Source organism: Nitrospirota bacterium, from assembly GCA_016207905.1.
In the GTDB taxonomy this organism is placed as follows: domain Bacteria; phylum Nitrospirota; class Thermodesulfovibrionia; order Thermodesulfovibrionales; family JdFR-86; genus JACQZC01.
This window is the reverse complement of record JACQZC010000019.1, coordinates 1-12,292: the sequence shown is the minus strand read 5'-3', so window position 1 is coordinate 12,292 and position 12,292 is coordinate 1. Positions and strand designations below refer to the sequence as shown.

At 42.6% G+C, this 12,292-nt stretch carries 17 protein-coding genes; 11 read left to right on the top strand and 6 right to left on the bottom strand.

The features are described from left to right. Window positions 1-20: 20 nt before the first annotated feature. The 5 genes from HY805_02285 (at window position 21) to HY805_02265 (ending at window position 3,923) form a co-directional block, all read left to right on the top strand. A complete protein-coding gene (locus tag HY805_02285; protein MBI4823044.1) occupies window positions 21-1,352 on the top strand; it encodes a B12-binding domain-containing radical SAM protein in 1,332 nt (443 codons plus the stop codon). Then, the gene (locus HY805_02280; protein ID MBI4823043.1) at window positions 1,336-1,695 is read left to right on the top strand and encodes a hypothetical protein; all 360 of its coding nucleotides are present in this window, start codon (window positions 1,336-1,338) and stop codon (window positions 1,693-1,695) included. The genes HY805_02285 and HY805_02280 overlap by 17 nt, the downstream gene beginning before the upstream one ends. Before the next feature lie 59 nt (window positions 1,696-1,754). After that, window positions 1,755-3,212, top strand: coding sequence for a cobalamin B12-binding domain-containing protein (locus HY805_02275; GenBank protein ID MBI4823042.1), 1,458 nt, complete (start codon window positions 1,755-1,757; stop codon window positions 3,210-3,212). A gap of 142 nt (window positions 3,213-3,354) precedes the next feature. Continuing rightward, a complete protein-coding gene (locus HY805_02270; GenBank protein ID MBI4823041.1) occupies window positions 3,355-3,612 on the top strand; it encodes a hypothetical protein in 258 nt (85 codons plus the stop codon). Further along, window positions 3,609-3,923 carry a type II toxin-antitoxin system PemK/MazF family toxin gene (locus tag HY805_02265; protein ID MBI4823040.1) on the top strand — a complete coding sequence of 105 codons (315 nt, stop codon included), beginning with the start codon at window positions 3,609-3,611 and terminating at the stop codon, window positions 3,921-3,923. The genes HY805_02270 and HY805_02265 overlap by 4 nt, the downstream gene beginning before the upstream one ends. A 136-nt stretch (window positions 3,924-4,059) precedes the next feature. Here HY805_02265 and HY805_02260 read toward each other — a convergent pair whose 3' ends face one another. Genes HY805_02260 through mdh form a run of 5 tightly spaced genes read right to left on the bottom strand, consistent with a single transcriptional unit; the run spans window position 4,060 to window position 7,050 of the window. Beyond that, window positions 4,060-4,305 (bottom strand): type II toxin-antitoxin system HicB family antitoxin, encoded by a 246-nt coding sequence (locus HY805_02260; protein ID MBI4823039.1) that lies wholly within the window; start codon window positions 4,303-4,305, stop codon window positions 4,060-4,062. A 15-nt stretch (window positions 4,306-4,320) separates the two neighbouring features. Then, complete coding sequence (locus HY805_02255; GenBank protein MBI4823038.1) at window positions 4,321-4,509, bottom strand: type II toxin-antitoxin system HicA family toxin; 189 nt, start codon at window positions 4,507-4,509, stop codon at window positions 4,321-4,323. 13 nt (window positions 4,510-4,522) lie between these two features. Beyond that, window positions 4,523-5,680, bottom strand: coding sequence for an acyl-CoA dehydrogenase family protein (locus HY805_02250; GenBank protein ID MBI4823037.1), 1,158 nt, complete (start codon window positions 5,678-5,680; stop codon window positions 4,523-4,525). A gap of 8 nt (window positions 5,681-5,688) precedes the next feature. Beyond that, entirely contained in the window at window positions 5,689-6,105 is a 417-nt protein-coding gene (ndk, locus tag HY805_02245) for a nucleoside-diphosphate kinase (protein ID MBI4823036.1), read from the bottom strand. 18 nt (window positions 6,106-6,123) lie between these two features. After that, window positions 6,124-7,050 carry a malate dehydrogenase gene (gene mdh, locus HY805_02240; protein MBI4823035.1) on the bottom strand — a complete coding sequence of 309 codons (927 nt, stop codon included), beginning with the start codon at window positions 7,048-7,050 and terminating at the stop codon, window positions 6,124-6,126. 296 nt (window positions 7,051-7,346) lie between these two features. Between mdh and HY805_02235 the strand changes: the two genes are divergently transcribed. The 6 genes from HY805_02235 to HY805_02210 all read left to right on the top strand — a co-directional run bounded on the left by HY805_02235 (window position 7,347) and on the right by HY805_02210 (window position 11,804). Continuing rightward, entirely contained in the window at window positions 7,347-7,499 is a 153-nt protein-coding gene (locus HY805_02235; GenBank protein MBI4823034.1) for a hypothetical protein, read from the top strand. 105 nt (window positions 7,500-7,604) lie between these two features. Then, window positions 7,605-8,573 carry a tetratricopeptide repeat protein gene (locus HY805_02230; GenBank protein MBI4823033.1) on the top strand — a complete coding sequence of 323 codons (969 nt, stop codon included), beginning with the start codon at window positions 7,605-7,607 and terminating at the stop codon, window positions 8,571-8,573. After that, window positions 8,573-9,589: an endolytic transglycosylase MltG gene (gene mltG / locus HY805_02225; protein MBI4823032.1), complete on the top strand. Its 1,017-nt coding sequence runs from the start codon at window positions 8,573-8,575 to the stop codon at window positions 9,587-9,589. Before HY805_02230 ends, mltG begins: the two co-directional genes overlap by 1 nt. After that, window positions 9,579-10,655: a flavodoxin-dependent (E)-4-hydroxy-3-methylbut-2-enyl-diphosphate synthase gene (gene ispG, locus HY805_02220; protein ID MBI4823031.1), complete on the top strand. Its 1,077-nt coding sequence runs from the start codon at window positions 9,579-9,581 to the stop codon at window positions 10,653-10,655. The genes mltG and ispG overlap by 11 nt, the downstream gene beginning before the upstream one ends. A 3-nt stretch (window positions 10,656-10,658) precedes the next feature. After that, window positions 10,659-11,522: a pantoate--beta-alanine ligase gene (locus HY805_02215; GenBank protein ID MBI4823030.1), complete on the top strand. Its 864-nt coding sequence runs from the start codon at window positions 10,659-10,661 to the stop codon at window positions 11,520-11,522. A 144-nt stretch (window positions 11,523-11,666) separates the two neighbouring features. Then, window positions 11,667-11,804, top strand: coding sequence for a hypothetical protein (locus HY805_02210; GenBank protein ID MBI4823029.1), 138 nt, complete (start codon window positions 11,667-11,669; stop codon window positions 11,802-11,804). Window positions 11,805-11,829: 25 nt separating this feature from the next. On the opposite strand, the gene HY805_02205 is transcribed toward HY805_02210, so the two are convergent. Next, window positions 11,830-12,159, bottom strand: coding sequence for a hypothetical protein (locus HY805_02205; protein ID MBI4823028.1), 330 nt, complete (start codon window positions 12,157-12,159; stop codon window positions 11,830-11,832). Window positions 12,160-12,292: the final 133 nt, after the last annotated feature.

Below are 12,292 nucleotides of genomic sequence, written 5' to 3'. Positions count from 1 at the left end.
CTATTTAGATGCCCAGAGTAATGAAAGTTTGTCTTATTATGCCACCAATGCCCTTTGGCAAGGCACCAATTGCACCCTTGACTTTAGAATATCTTGCTGCTCTTACAAAGAGGACGATGCCAGATGCAGAAATCCAACTTGTGGATGGAAATTTTTCTTCCTTTTCCCCGAAAGATATAGATGCCGACCTAGTGGGTATAAGTTGTAAAACAAGTACAGCCACATGGGGATACAAGCTTGCCGATGCCTTAAGGAAAATGGGCATCCATGTTGTTTTAGGAGGGATACATCCGACTGCCCTGCCTTTAGAGGCAAAGGCACATGCGGATTCGGTGGTTGTAGGCGAGGCGGAATCGGTCTGGAGCGAAGTTCTACATGATGCACAAAGAGAAAGCTTGAAATCCTTTTATTACGGCGAACCTCTCCCTTTAGATAATGTACCATTTCCTTTGAAAGGTCTTACAAATCATCCATATAGAATCAGTGTTATCTTTACTGTGCGGGGTTGTCCTTATAGGTGTAGTTTTTGTTCGTCAAGAAAGTTTTTTGGAGACACTATTCGTTACCGTCCCATAAAAGATGTAGTCGAAGAAATAGAGACTTGCCAGGGGAGTATTTACTTAAATGCCGACGAAAATATTTGGGTAGGCAATATCCAGAGAGCCATAGACCTCTTTAGTGCCTTAAAAGGTTCGAAGAAAAAATGGTTTGGTTATGGCGATTTGCAGGCAGTGCAGACTCCATTGGGTCATAAACTCCTTAAGTCAGCAAAAGACAGTGGACTTATCTCACTATGGGTAGGATGGGAAACATTTTCCGATGAGGGGCTTAAGGCGTATTGTGCGGCAGAAAAAATGGGTAGAAATCGGGAAGATGCGGTTAAGATGGTAAAGGATTACGGCATCGATATAACGCTGTCGGTGATGCTCGGTGGAAGAGCGGATACCCTTGATGACTTTGACCGAACAGTAGAAGTTGCAGACAGACTGGGAGTTAATGTTCATCCTGCGCTTTTGGTCCCCTATCCAGGTACAGATCTCTATCAGGAATATAAACCGTTCTTATTCAAAGATAAAGGCTGGGAATTTTATGACGGTGCACATGCTGTTTTCGAACATCCCTTGCCCGAGATGAGCCCTGAGGCAAGAGAAGAAAAATTTTATCGGGTTTCTCTTAAATTACTAAGTTTAAAAAAGTTATTTGGGCATCTGTTCGATATTCCCCTGACTGGGTTTCCCACGACCCATTTAGCCTCTTTGATGCGACAATTACCTGTTCGTCGTGGGATGAAGATAGCCTACCAAGAATGGCAAATGAGGGTAAAAACTATTGCCGATGGAAAAAGCGTTTAGGAAAAAAATATTCACCATCTTCGTGGGATTCGTCCACGATTTTGCCGCGGGATGTTGGGCGGCAACGGTGTTTGTGGTCTGGTGGCTCGAGAGGGTGCAGGATGAAGCCCTTGTGCCTCTTATCTCTGAAATTCAGAGAGAGTTCTTCTATATCGGCATAGCTTGTATTGCCACTGTGCTTGTTGCCGGCGTGGGCAGAACCTTCACCTATGCCTACATCGGAAGCGTATATGGAGAGGAATCAGAGAGGTTCAGGAGAAAGATGCTTCTGGCAAAGCACATAATCCTTTTTTCCATCTTTGGCCTCGGCACTTACTGGCAGTACACGGTGATATTCAAATGAGGGCAAAGAAGAGATTTAAAAAGATACTCTTCGTATAATCCCTCTGGTAAAATATAAAAATGAAAATTAAAAGAATCATGCTTATAACCCCTCCTTACCATTCGGGCGTGGTTGAATCTGCCGGGGTCTGGCTCAATGTGGGCTTCGTATATATAGCAGGCTCTCTGAGGGGCGCAGGCTATGAGCCTGAAATCTACGACGCCATGAGCTTAAGGCATACTTACGAAGACATCGAAAGGCGCATCATGGACTCAAAGCCCGATGTGGTTGCTACAACTGCCTTTACAGCAGAAATCGTAGATGCCCTGAAGGTTTTAAAATTAGCCAAGCAGGTCAATCCTGAGGTTGTCACTGTCATAGGCAATGTCCATCCTACATTCTGCTACGAGGAGGTGCTCACGGAGCAACATGGCTATGTGGATTACATCGTAAGGGGAGAGGGCGAGGAGACCATGGTTGAGCTCATGGACTGTTTGAGTGCAGGCGATAATCCTGAAAAAGTAAAATCAATAGCATTCTTAAAAGGTAGCACGGTAGTTGTAACAGCCATGAAAGCCCTCATAAAAGACCTCGACGGACTTCCCCTTGCATGGGACCTCATAGACTGGCATCACTATACATATAAACCTATGGAAGGCTCTGTCCTTGCTATTGTAAGCTCCTCGAGGGGGTGCTCCCAGCAGTGCAGTTTCTGCAGTCAACAGCTTTTTTGGCAGAGGCGATGGAGGGCAAGAAGCCCTGAAAATTTCATAGCCGAGCTTGAATATCTAAGAGACAGATATGGCGTGAATGTCGTAATGCTCTCCGATGAGACACCAACGCTTTCAAGAAAAAGGTGGGAGCAAATTCTTGACCTTAAGATGAAACGGGGGCTTGATACAAGGCTCCTTCTTGAAACGAGGGTCGATGATATTCTGAGGGATGAAGACATTATGTGGAAGTACAAAGAGGCAGGGGTTGACCACATATATGTGGGTGTGGAGTCCACCTCGCAGACGACCCTGAATATATTCAAGAAAGACATCAAGGTGGAGGAATCCAGAAGGGCACTGGATTTGATAAATGAACAGGACATCGTCTCAGAGACCTCCTTTGTCCTTGGAATGCCCGATGATACAAAGGACAGCATGAGGCAGACAGTTGAGCTTGCAAAGCACTATAACCCTGACCTTGCATTCTTCCTTGCCATAGCCCCCTGGCCTTATTCGGAGATATATCCTGAGCTTAAGCCCTATGTAGAAGTACGGGACTATAGCAAATATAATCTCGTTGAGCCTGTAGTAAAGCCAAAGAATATGACACTAAATGAGGTAAGGGATGAGCTTGGAAGGGCATCTATGGAATTTTATATGCACAAACTCGAAACCCTCGATAAGATGAGCAGTAGGAAAAGGGACTTCATGATAAAGGTGATAAAGCTCATAGCAGAGGACTCTTACCTGGCAGGAGACATGAGGACAATGCCAGAGGAAATCAACAGGGTGCTTAAAAAAGCAGGAATCCCAATGCCTTCTTAAACGCCTCCAACTGCCTTTCTGGATTCCCTGCTAAAGATAGAACCTTCCCTGCCGATTGGCTCGGCAGGAGATAGTAGTATTGACTTTTTATTTCGAGATTAGTCATACTTCAGTATGAAAATAATCATACTGGAGGTTCCTAATGTCAAAGGCAGTTAAACTGGCAATAAGCATAACTGATGAGGACTTCAAGGCAATCGAGACTGTAAGGAAAAAAGAGGGTATCACAAGGAGCGGTGTTATAACTGAAGCAATCAGGCTTCTTAGAGATAAAGCAGAAAAGGAAAGGCTGATAAGATTATACGAAGAAGGCTATAAAAAACATCCAGAAAAACTGCCTGAGATAAAAGCTATAGAAAAAGCATCCATTGAGATTCTGTCTAAAGAGGACTGGGATTGAAGCAGGGTGAGATCTGGTGGGCTAATCTTCCGCTTCCGGTTGGAAAGCGTCCTGTAGTGCTTCTTTCGAGGGACGAGGCATATTCTATAAGAAATGCAGTAACAGTAGCAGAGGTTACAAGAACAATAAGGGGAATCCCCGTTGAAGTCCTGCTTGGACCCGAAGACGGCATGCCGAAAAAGTGTGCGGTAAATCTTGATACAATCATGACCATCCGTAAAGAACTTCTTACCGAAAGAATCACATTGCTTAGGAGCGATAAGCTGACAGATATAAAAAAGGCTATAAAATTCGCACTGGATTTGGGGTAGGCTAAAACCCCTTCTATTTCTTCCTCGCCGCATCTTTAATCAAAGCCTGTGCTATGACATTCCTCTGAATCTGATTAGTTCCTTCATATATCTATAAAAGAACTGTCAAGACCTGAGGTTCATTCTAACCTACATTTCACGCAATCGCCATCTTAGGTTCATTCTGAACAATAATCTTAGGGTTCGGGTTTTTTGAAGGAACAGGAAGTCCCTTTTCCTTCAAGAGATTCACATGCTCAATCATCCCCCATTTTGCTTTATAAAGGCAGTCCTCAATTGAATGACCGATACCTGAGAAACCTTCCAGCTCAGGAGAATAAAATCCGAAGTAATCAGGCTCTTCGGTTGCCTCTATTACGAGGGAGTATTCCAGTTCAATCATCCTGATAGCTCCTTTCTATCTCTTAATGTCTGCCGATTTAAGTATAGCATGACAGGTGCCTTTTGGGACTTCTTTTGAACCATGATAATCAACTCTGATTAACTTATCCCATCCCGGCTTGCCATAGTATCTTACAGAGCCTTTCTCCTTTAAAATTCTAAATCCATTTTCCTCTAATAACCTAATAAGCTCACTGAATTTCAATCCATCACCTTTGTTATTTCTTCCTCGCCGCCTCTTTAATGAGTGCCTGTGCTATGACATTCCTCTGAATCTGGTTTGTGCCCTCGTAGATTTGAAGAATCTTTGCATCCCTCATCATTTTCTCAACAGGGTATTCCCTCATATATCCTGCACCACCCATGACTTGAACTGCATTCGTTGTAACCCTCATTGCAATGTCAGTGGCAAAGAGCTTTGCCATTGCAGATTCCTTTGTTATGTCCTTTGCACCACTGTCTATGTATCTACAAACCGAATAAACTAATGCCCTTCCTGCCTCTATCTCAGTAGCCATATCGGCAAGCATATGCTGAATTGCCTGAAAGCTGATAATTGGATGTCCAAACTGAATCCTCTGCCTTGCGAATTTCACTGCCTCATCGAATGCACCCTGTGCAACCCCAACACCCTGTGCACCGACTCCTGTCCTTGAGTTATCTAATGTCCTCATAGCTACAATAAAGCCCATTCCTTCCTTTGAGATAATGTTTTCTTTAGGGATTTTGCAATTATCAAACACAAGCTCCCGAGTTACAGATGCCCTTATACCCATCTTCTTTTCCTTTTTCCCAAATGTAAAGCCTGCTGTGCCTTTCTCAACTATGAATGCAGATGCACCTCTTGTGCCTTTAGATTTATCAGTCATTGCGATGATTGTATAGATTTCAGCCTCGCCGCCATTTGTTATCCATTGCTTTGTTCCATTAAGGACATATTCGTTTCCATTTTTTTGGGCAGTTGTCTGTATACCACCTGCATCAGAGCCTGCATTTGCCTCTGTCAAGCCAAATGCAACGAGCCTTTTGCCCGATGCTATGTCAGGAAGGTATTTCTTTTTCTGCTCATCTGTGCCATAAAGAAGTAGTGGATATGTGCCTAATGCATTTGCCGCATATGTTGTTGAAACCCCAAGACATGCCCTCGAAAGCTCCTCAACCGCAATACAAAGCTCTAAAGAGCCTTTGCCAAGACCACCATATTCTTCAGGTATGAAAAGCCCCAAAAGGTCTGATTGGGCAAGGACTTTCATTATCTCCCACGGGAACTCTTCTTTTTCATCAAGCTCATGCCTTTGAGGTATGACCTTTTCACTTGCAATCTGCCTTGCTAAGTCCCTGAGCATCACCTGCTCTTCTGTTAAAAAATAATCCATAAAACCTCCTACTCCATTATTTCAATTGCTGAAAAGAAAAACGGTATCTCATATTTTGCAGACTCCAAAGAATCGGAACCATGAACAATATTCCTGTCTATACTTTCTGCAAAATCAGCCCTGAGTGTCCCCTTCTTTGCATCCTTTGGGTTTGTAGCACCCATTATGTCCCTTACCTTTGAAATGGCATCTTTCCCCTCAAGCACCATTACCACTATGGGTCCTTCTGATATAAAATCAGTAAGGCTTTCATAGAAGGGCTTATCCTTATGGGCGATATAAAACCTTTTTGCGGTTTCCTTTGTAATCCTAAACATTCTAAGGGCAGATACCCTGAGCCCTGCTTTTTCAAACCGTCCAATTATTTTACCTATCAGGTTTTTCTTTACAGCATCTGGTTTTACAATAGAAAGAGTCCTCTGCACTATAAATCCTCCTTGGTATTATATGTTGAGCTTTTCTATCATTGCCCTAACAGAGGCAATGGAACTTTTAAATTCCTCAATTTCAGGATCATCTAATTTAAGTTCTATGACCTTTTCAACACCTTCTTTTCCTATGATGGCAGGCACACCTACATAGATTCCCCTTACACCATACTCGCCATTTAAATAGCAAGAGCACGGAAGAAGCCTTTTTTCATCGAGTAGTATTGCCTTTATCATCTCAAATGCCGACTGTGCTGGAGAGTAATAAGCACTACCTATTTTAAGAAGCCCGACAATCTCAGCACCTGCTTTTTTAGTCCTTTCTTTAATAGCATCTATCTCGGACCGTTTAATTAGCTCTGTTACCGGGACACCCTTTAGGGTTGTAAATCTCATGAGTGGGAGCATCTCGTCTCCATGACTTCCAATTACCATTGCCTCTATATCCGATGGAGAGACCCCGAGGTTCCATGCAGTAAAAGTCCTTAGCCTCGATGAATCCAGAACTCCTCCCATCCCTATTACCCTTTTATGCGGAAACCCCGATGTCTTCCATGCAAGATATGCCATTGCATCCATAGGGTTTGTAACCGCTATGATAACTGCTTCAGGCGAGAGCCTTGAGACCCGAACTGCCACCTCTTTTATAATCTTTGCATTTGCAAAAAGAAGGTCGTCTCTTGACATGCCCGGCTTTCTTGCAAGTCCGGCAGTAATTACGACAATATCGGAATCCTTGGTGTCCTGATAGTTATTTGTGCCTTTTATGGACGAAGCCGAGCCCCAGAGGGGACATGCCTCTGATAAATCCAATGCCTTTCCCTGAGGCATACCCTCAAGGATGTCAAAAAGCACAACATCCGAAATGCCTGCTTGTGCAATAAACCCAGCAGTTGTTGTGCCAACATTACCACAGCCTATAATGGAGACCTTGTTTTTCATGGAGTGCTAATTATACCCATATAAAGAAGATAATCTCAAGGAGGAATTTCTGTTTGTCTTGCCAATTTAGAACAGGAGTTGCCCCAATTTTTTGGCATTCGGTTTCGTTGATTGTCATTCTGGCTTGTCCAGAATCTTTCTTTCGATTCCGAACAAGTCGGAAGGATTCCTGACAAGCAGGAATGACGGGATGTGGAAATGTCTTAAGTGAAACATTTCAGGTGAAATACTTCAGGTGAAATACTTCATCTTGACTCCTTCATCTCCTTTTGATTTAAGCTATGACAGGCCGACATATGAGCAAAAAGATTTTGTGCAAGGTTATTGCCTCTGCAATCCTCATGGACAAGGCAAGGCTCATAGAGGGTGATGAAAAAGGCGGCAATTTGAACAAAATGAAAAAGATTGAACACTCTAACGATAAAAATGAAGATAATTCAAGCACTTAGGGAATTCAACTTGAACCTATAAAAAAAGGAGATGGCAACGATTTTTATTTCATCAAGATTTTTAAATGAGGCAACAGGGGAAGGAATTTCTGTTAAAATATAGAAGTGATAAAAATTTTGCTTATATCTGTAGCCACTTTGGTTTTATCCCTTTCATTGGCATCAGGAGGAGTGCTGAATGCGACTTCCGAAGAATATATGTCAGGCGAAATCTATTTTCTTCAAGGCAAATGGCAAAAGGCAATCAGGGCATACGAGGCTTTAGATTCAATCGAAGTAGAAGAACTGCTACGGCTTTCCGATGCCTATATCTACTTAGAAAACTACAAATCCGCAAAGGAGACACTCGAAAGTACTTTAAAGGTTAAAGACAATCCTGACTTCAGGGTCTCACTTGCCATGCTCAAGGCAATCGAGAAAAAGAAATACCTCAAGGAGCTCGATAAGCTCTTTAAGCTCTATTCGGATAACCCAAGGCTCTGGAGGTCAGCAGGCATTGCATACATGAAGCATGGCTTTGATGAAAAGGCACTTTCTTATTTCAATGTCGCAGTCGAAAAAGACCCCACGGACTATATGTCGTATTTCTTTATAGGCAATCTATTTGAAATCCATTATGCATTTGACGATGCGATAGAGGCATATAAGAAGTCCCTTAAGATTAACCCTGATTTTGCACAGGCACTTAATAACTTGGGCTATAACTACAAAGAAAGGCACTACTACACCTATGCAATACAAACATATAAGAGGGCAATCGAGGTCGACCCGGATAACGCAGGGTACTATTACAATATCGGCAATGCCTACTCCCATAAAGACATGACAGAGGAGGCGTATGCCTCTTATAGAAAAGCCCTCGAACTTGAACCAACCTTTGCAAAGGCACACTATAATATGGGAAGGACCTATTTGAGAATGAACATGCTTAAAGAGGCACTCGATGAATTCAAGCTATATGTAAAATACTGGGACCCATCGATTCCATCTCAGGATGCGCCACATCCTGAATCCTTCAAAGAGGAGATAAAACTTCTTGAGGAGGCACTAATGGAGCAAACAAGAGAGAAGTAATGAAAAGAGCAATACTATTTGTCATCTTTATCATCGTAGGGTTTTTCTTCATATATGTGCTTTCAGCAGTATTTATTCCAATTCGTCTCGATAAGCCAATCGAGGTAAGGATAAAAAAAGGCATGAGCTTTAAAGAGGCGGTTGACACACTTTACAGTCAGGGCTTAATACATGACAAAAATATCTTTATTGCCTTAGGAAAAATAAGCAGGCTGGATAAACGCATAAAGCCCGGCTACTATCCCTTTATGGGAAGCATGAATGCATGGAATGTTTTCAAGGCACTCAAAATGGGCTTTATCATCCAGAGCACACTGACCATTTTGGAAGGCGACAGCCTTCTTGAGATTAAGAAAAAGCTCTCCTTAAACGAGATAATAACCGAAGAGGTTTTTGATAGACTTTCAAATGACAAGACATTCCTTATGAGCCTTAATATATCTGCGCCCTCCCTTGAGGGGTATCTTTTTCCGGATACATACGCATTTCCAAAAGGGCTCGAGCCAGAAGAAGTCCTAAGGATTATGGTTCAGAGGCTCAGACAGAAATTTAGCGGTGATTTAATAACTAAAGCTCATAGCCTTAGACTAAGCGAAAGGGAAGTTCTTACCCTTGCATCTATAATAGAAAAGGAGGCACAGGTAAATGAGGAAAGGTATATTATCTCAGCAGTGTACCATAACAGACTTAAAAGAAGGATGCTACTTCAGGCAGACCCAACTTCGATATACGGGATAAAGCCACAGGGCGCAGGCATTAAAATAAAAGACTTAAAGCGAAAGACTCCATATAATACATACCATATAAAAGGACTGCCTCCTGGGCCAATAGCCTCTCCGGGTATTAACTCTATAAAGGCAACCCTTTATCCGTCAAAGGTTCCTTACCTTTACTTTGTCTCAAATGGGGATGGAACTCATACATTCTCCATTACCCTTTCAGACCACCTGAAGGCAATAGAGCTTATTAAAGAAATGAAGAAAAACTCCGAGGGGGATATAAAAAATGACATTTAAAAGGACAGACACAAAAAAGCTCTTCGTTGGCAATGTCTCTATAGGAGGGGGAAGCCCTGTAAGGGTTCAGACGATGACAAAGACAGACACCTCTGATATTAAATCTACCCTAAGGCAGATAAGGGCGCTAACGAGGGAAGGCTGTGAGATTATAAGGGTTGCTGTGCCTGATATGAATGCCGCACAGGCAATTGGAAAACTCACCAGTGCATCGCCAATCCCTGTTATAGCAGATGTGCATTTTGACTGGAGGCTTGCCATAGAGGCTGTAAAAAGGGGTGTATCGGGCTTGAGAATTAATCCCGGAAATATCGGTGCAAGATGGAAGCTCAAAGAAGTAGTCAATGCACTCCTTGACAAGTCTATACCCCTTCGGGTAGGCGTAAATGCAGGCTCTTTAGAGAAAGACCTTTTGAAAAAATACGGTCATCCAACACCCGAAGCACTCGTTGAGTCTGCAGAAAGGCACATATCCATGCTTGAGGATATGGGGTTTTCTTCCATCAAGGTTTCGCTTAAGGCATCCAATGTGCTATCCACAATCCAAGCATACAGGAGCTTTGCAGAAAGGTATAGCTATCCGCTTCATATCGGCATATCAGAGGCAGGACCTCATTTTTCAGGCATTATCAAAAGCTCTGTTGGACTTGGAATTCTCCTTTCAGAGGGAATAGGCGATACAATCAGAGTGTCTTTAACAGAAGAGCCCATAGAGGAGGTAAGGACTGCTTATGAGATTTTGAGGTCACTTGGGCTTAGACAAAGAGGCCCTGAGCTTGTGTCCTGTCCAACATGCGGAAGATGCAGGATTGACCTCAAAGGACTTGTCCGAAAGGTCGAAAAAAGGCTTAAGGGTATCGAGAAGCCTTTTAAAGTTGCAGTAATGGGATGCGTTGTTAATGGCCCTGGAGAGGCTAAAGAGGCTGACATTGGAATAGCAGCTGGTAAAGGCACAGGCATTCTTTTTAGGTCAGGCAGGATAATAAAGAGGCTAAAGGAAAAAGACCTTCTCGATGCACTTATGAAAGAGATACAAGGGCAATTTAAAATAACTATCCAAAGGTAAAACATGCAGATAATACGGATTCCACGAATAATGCAGGATGAGGTAAAAACACAAAGGATGCATGGTAAAAGCATTGGTTTTGTTCCAACGATGGGTGCCCTTCATGAAGGCCATAAGAGTCTTTTAAGGACCAGCAGGCTTGAAAATGACATTGTTGTTTCAAGCATTTTCGTAAATCCGCTTCAGTTTGGACCAAAAGAGGATTTCCAAAGATACCCAAGGGATATAGAGAAAGACACAAAGCTCTTAAGAGAGGCTGAAGTAGACATACTTTTTTTGCCTGATGCCTCTTCCATGTATCCAGATGGCTTTTCAGTAAGCATAGATGTAGAAGGGCTTTCGGAAAAGCTCTGTGGTCAATTCAGACAAGGACATTTTAAAGGGGTTGCCACTGTCGTTACAAAGCTTTTCAATATTGTATATCCCACAAGGGCATACCTTGGACAGAAAGACTACCAACAGTACCTTATCATAAAGAGGCTCGTCAATGACCTCAATATGGAAGTAGATGTAGTCATATGCCCAACACAAAGGGCGGAAGACGGTCTTGCAATGAGCTCAAGAAACCAGTATCTTAAGCCTGAGGAGAGAAAATCCGCAGGCATAATTTATAGGGCACTTAAATCAGCCTCTGAAAAAATTAAATCAGGCACAATGGATGTAGCGAAAATCAAAGGGCTTATGTGGGACATCCTTAAACCCGAGCCCCTTATTGCAGAGGTGCAGTATGCAGGTGTATATGATGTAGAGAGCCTCGATGAGCTCACTGAGATAAAAGACAATGCCCTTTTGGCAGTGGCAGTGAAGTTCGGAGATGTAAGGCTGATAGATAATATGCTCGTGGTATGTAATAAGCCCTCCCAATGAGTCTTACGCTTAGGGTATTTTTACCTTAACTTTTGCCTGTTCTTTATGTTTTTAATATAAGCAGGTTTCTTATAGACAGGGGGATTTGCACTTCTGCACTTCCGTACTATTGCGATGATTCTGCTCTTCTGCTTTACCGCTCTTATGTTCGCCCTGCCTGTAGAGGCAGTGGTAAAGCCCCAGATTTCAGCAGGAGGTTATCACACCATAGCCCTCAAATCAGACAGGACATTGTGGGCTTGGGAGGTTATGGAGGAAAAAATAAGGAATCATGGATTTTAAGGTTTATAAAAGATTCAGGAGGGAGTTATGAATATGCTTTATCGTGAGGGCCAAAAGTGAGGAAAACTATGGTGTCTGAACCCATTTTTTCACAGAGGGATGGTGAGCAACCGACGAGTTTCTGGAATCTTTTTGCCATGCACTCCTCACAGACCGAGAAGATAGCTCTAAATGACTTCGTAATTCTTGCGGAACGAAGCCCTTTAAGTTCGCCCACAAGCAGTTCGCTTTTACAAATTACATACGGATTTTCTGCCAATAGCTTTATCTTATTGGCAATTACCTTTTTAAAATGGCTATATCGTGTAGTTTGTTTTAGAAACTCAGGAGAAAAGTATGTTTTATAAATCTCCAAATACCTCTTCAAAAGATAGCAATCTGGTTTTAGTGCGTAACTGTTGTTTTGCCCGTCTAATGGATTGGATTAATTCTTTGCTTGACATAATCTTCAGCGTTTCGATTATTCTTTTCCAGTCTTCAAGGCTAAG

Excerpts from the sequence above, each read along its gene's own strand:
- HY805_02285 (MBI4823044.1), top strand. The coding sequence starts at position 21 with ATGAAAGTTTGTCTTATTATGCCACCAATGCCCTTTGGCAAGGCACCA.
- HY805_02280 (MBI4823043.1), top strand. The coding sequence starts at position 1,336 with ATGGAAAAAGCGTTTAGGAAAAAAATATTCACCATCTTCGTGGGATTC.
- HY805_02275 (MBI4823042.1), top strand. The coding sequence starts at position 1,755 with ATGAAAATTAAAAGAATCATGCTTATAACCCCTCCTTACCATTCGGGC.
- HY805_02270 (MBI4823041.1), top strand. The coding sequence starts at position 3,355 with ATGTCAAAGGCAGTTAAACTGGCAATAAGCATAACTGATGAGGACTTC.
- HY805_02260 (MBI4823039.1), bottom strand. The coding sequence starts at position 4,305 with ATGATTGAACTGGAATACTCCCTCGTAATAGAGGCAACCGAAGAGCCT.
- HY805_02250 (MBI4823037.1), bottom strand. The coding sequence starts at position 5,680 with ATGGATTATTTTTTAACAGAAGAGCAGGTGATGCTCAGGGACTTAGCA.
- mdh (MBI4823035.1), bottom strand. The coding sequence starts at position 7,050 with ATGAAAAACAAGGTCTCCATTATAGGCTGTGGTAATGTTGGCACAACA.
- HY805_02235 (MBI4823034.1), top strand. The coding sequence starts at position 7,347 with ATGAGCAAAAAGATTTTGTGCAAGGTTATTGCCTCTGCAATCCTCATG.
- mltG (MBI4823032.1), top strand. The coding sequence starts at position 8,573 with ATGAAAAGAGCAATACTATTTGTCATCTTTATCATCGTAGGGTTTTTC.
- ispG (MBI4823031.1), top strand. The coding sequence starts at position 9,579 with ATGACATTTAAAAGGACAGACACAAAAAAGCTCTTCGTTGGCAATGTC.
- HY805_02215 (MBI4823030.1), top strand. The coding sequence starts at position 10,659 with ATGCAGATAATACGGATTCCACGAATAATGCAGGATGAGGTAAAAACA.
- HY805_02210 (MBI4823029.1), top strand. The coding sequence starts at position 11,667 with ATGTTCGCCCTGCCTGTAGAGGCAGTGGTAAAGCCCCAGATTTCAGCA.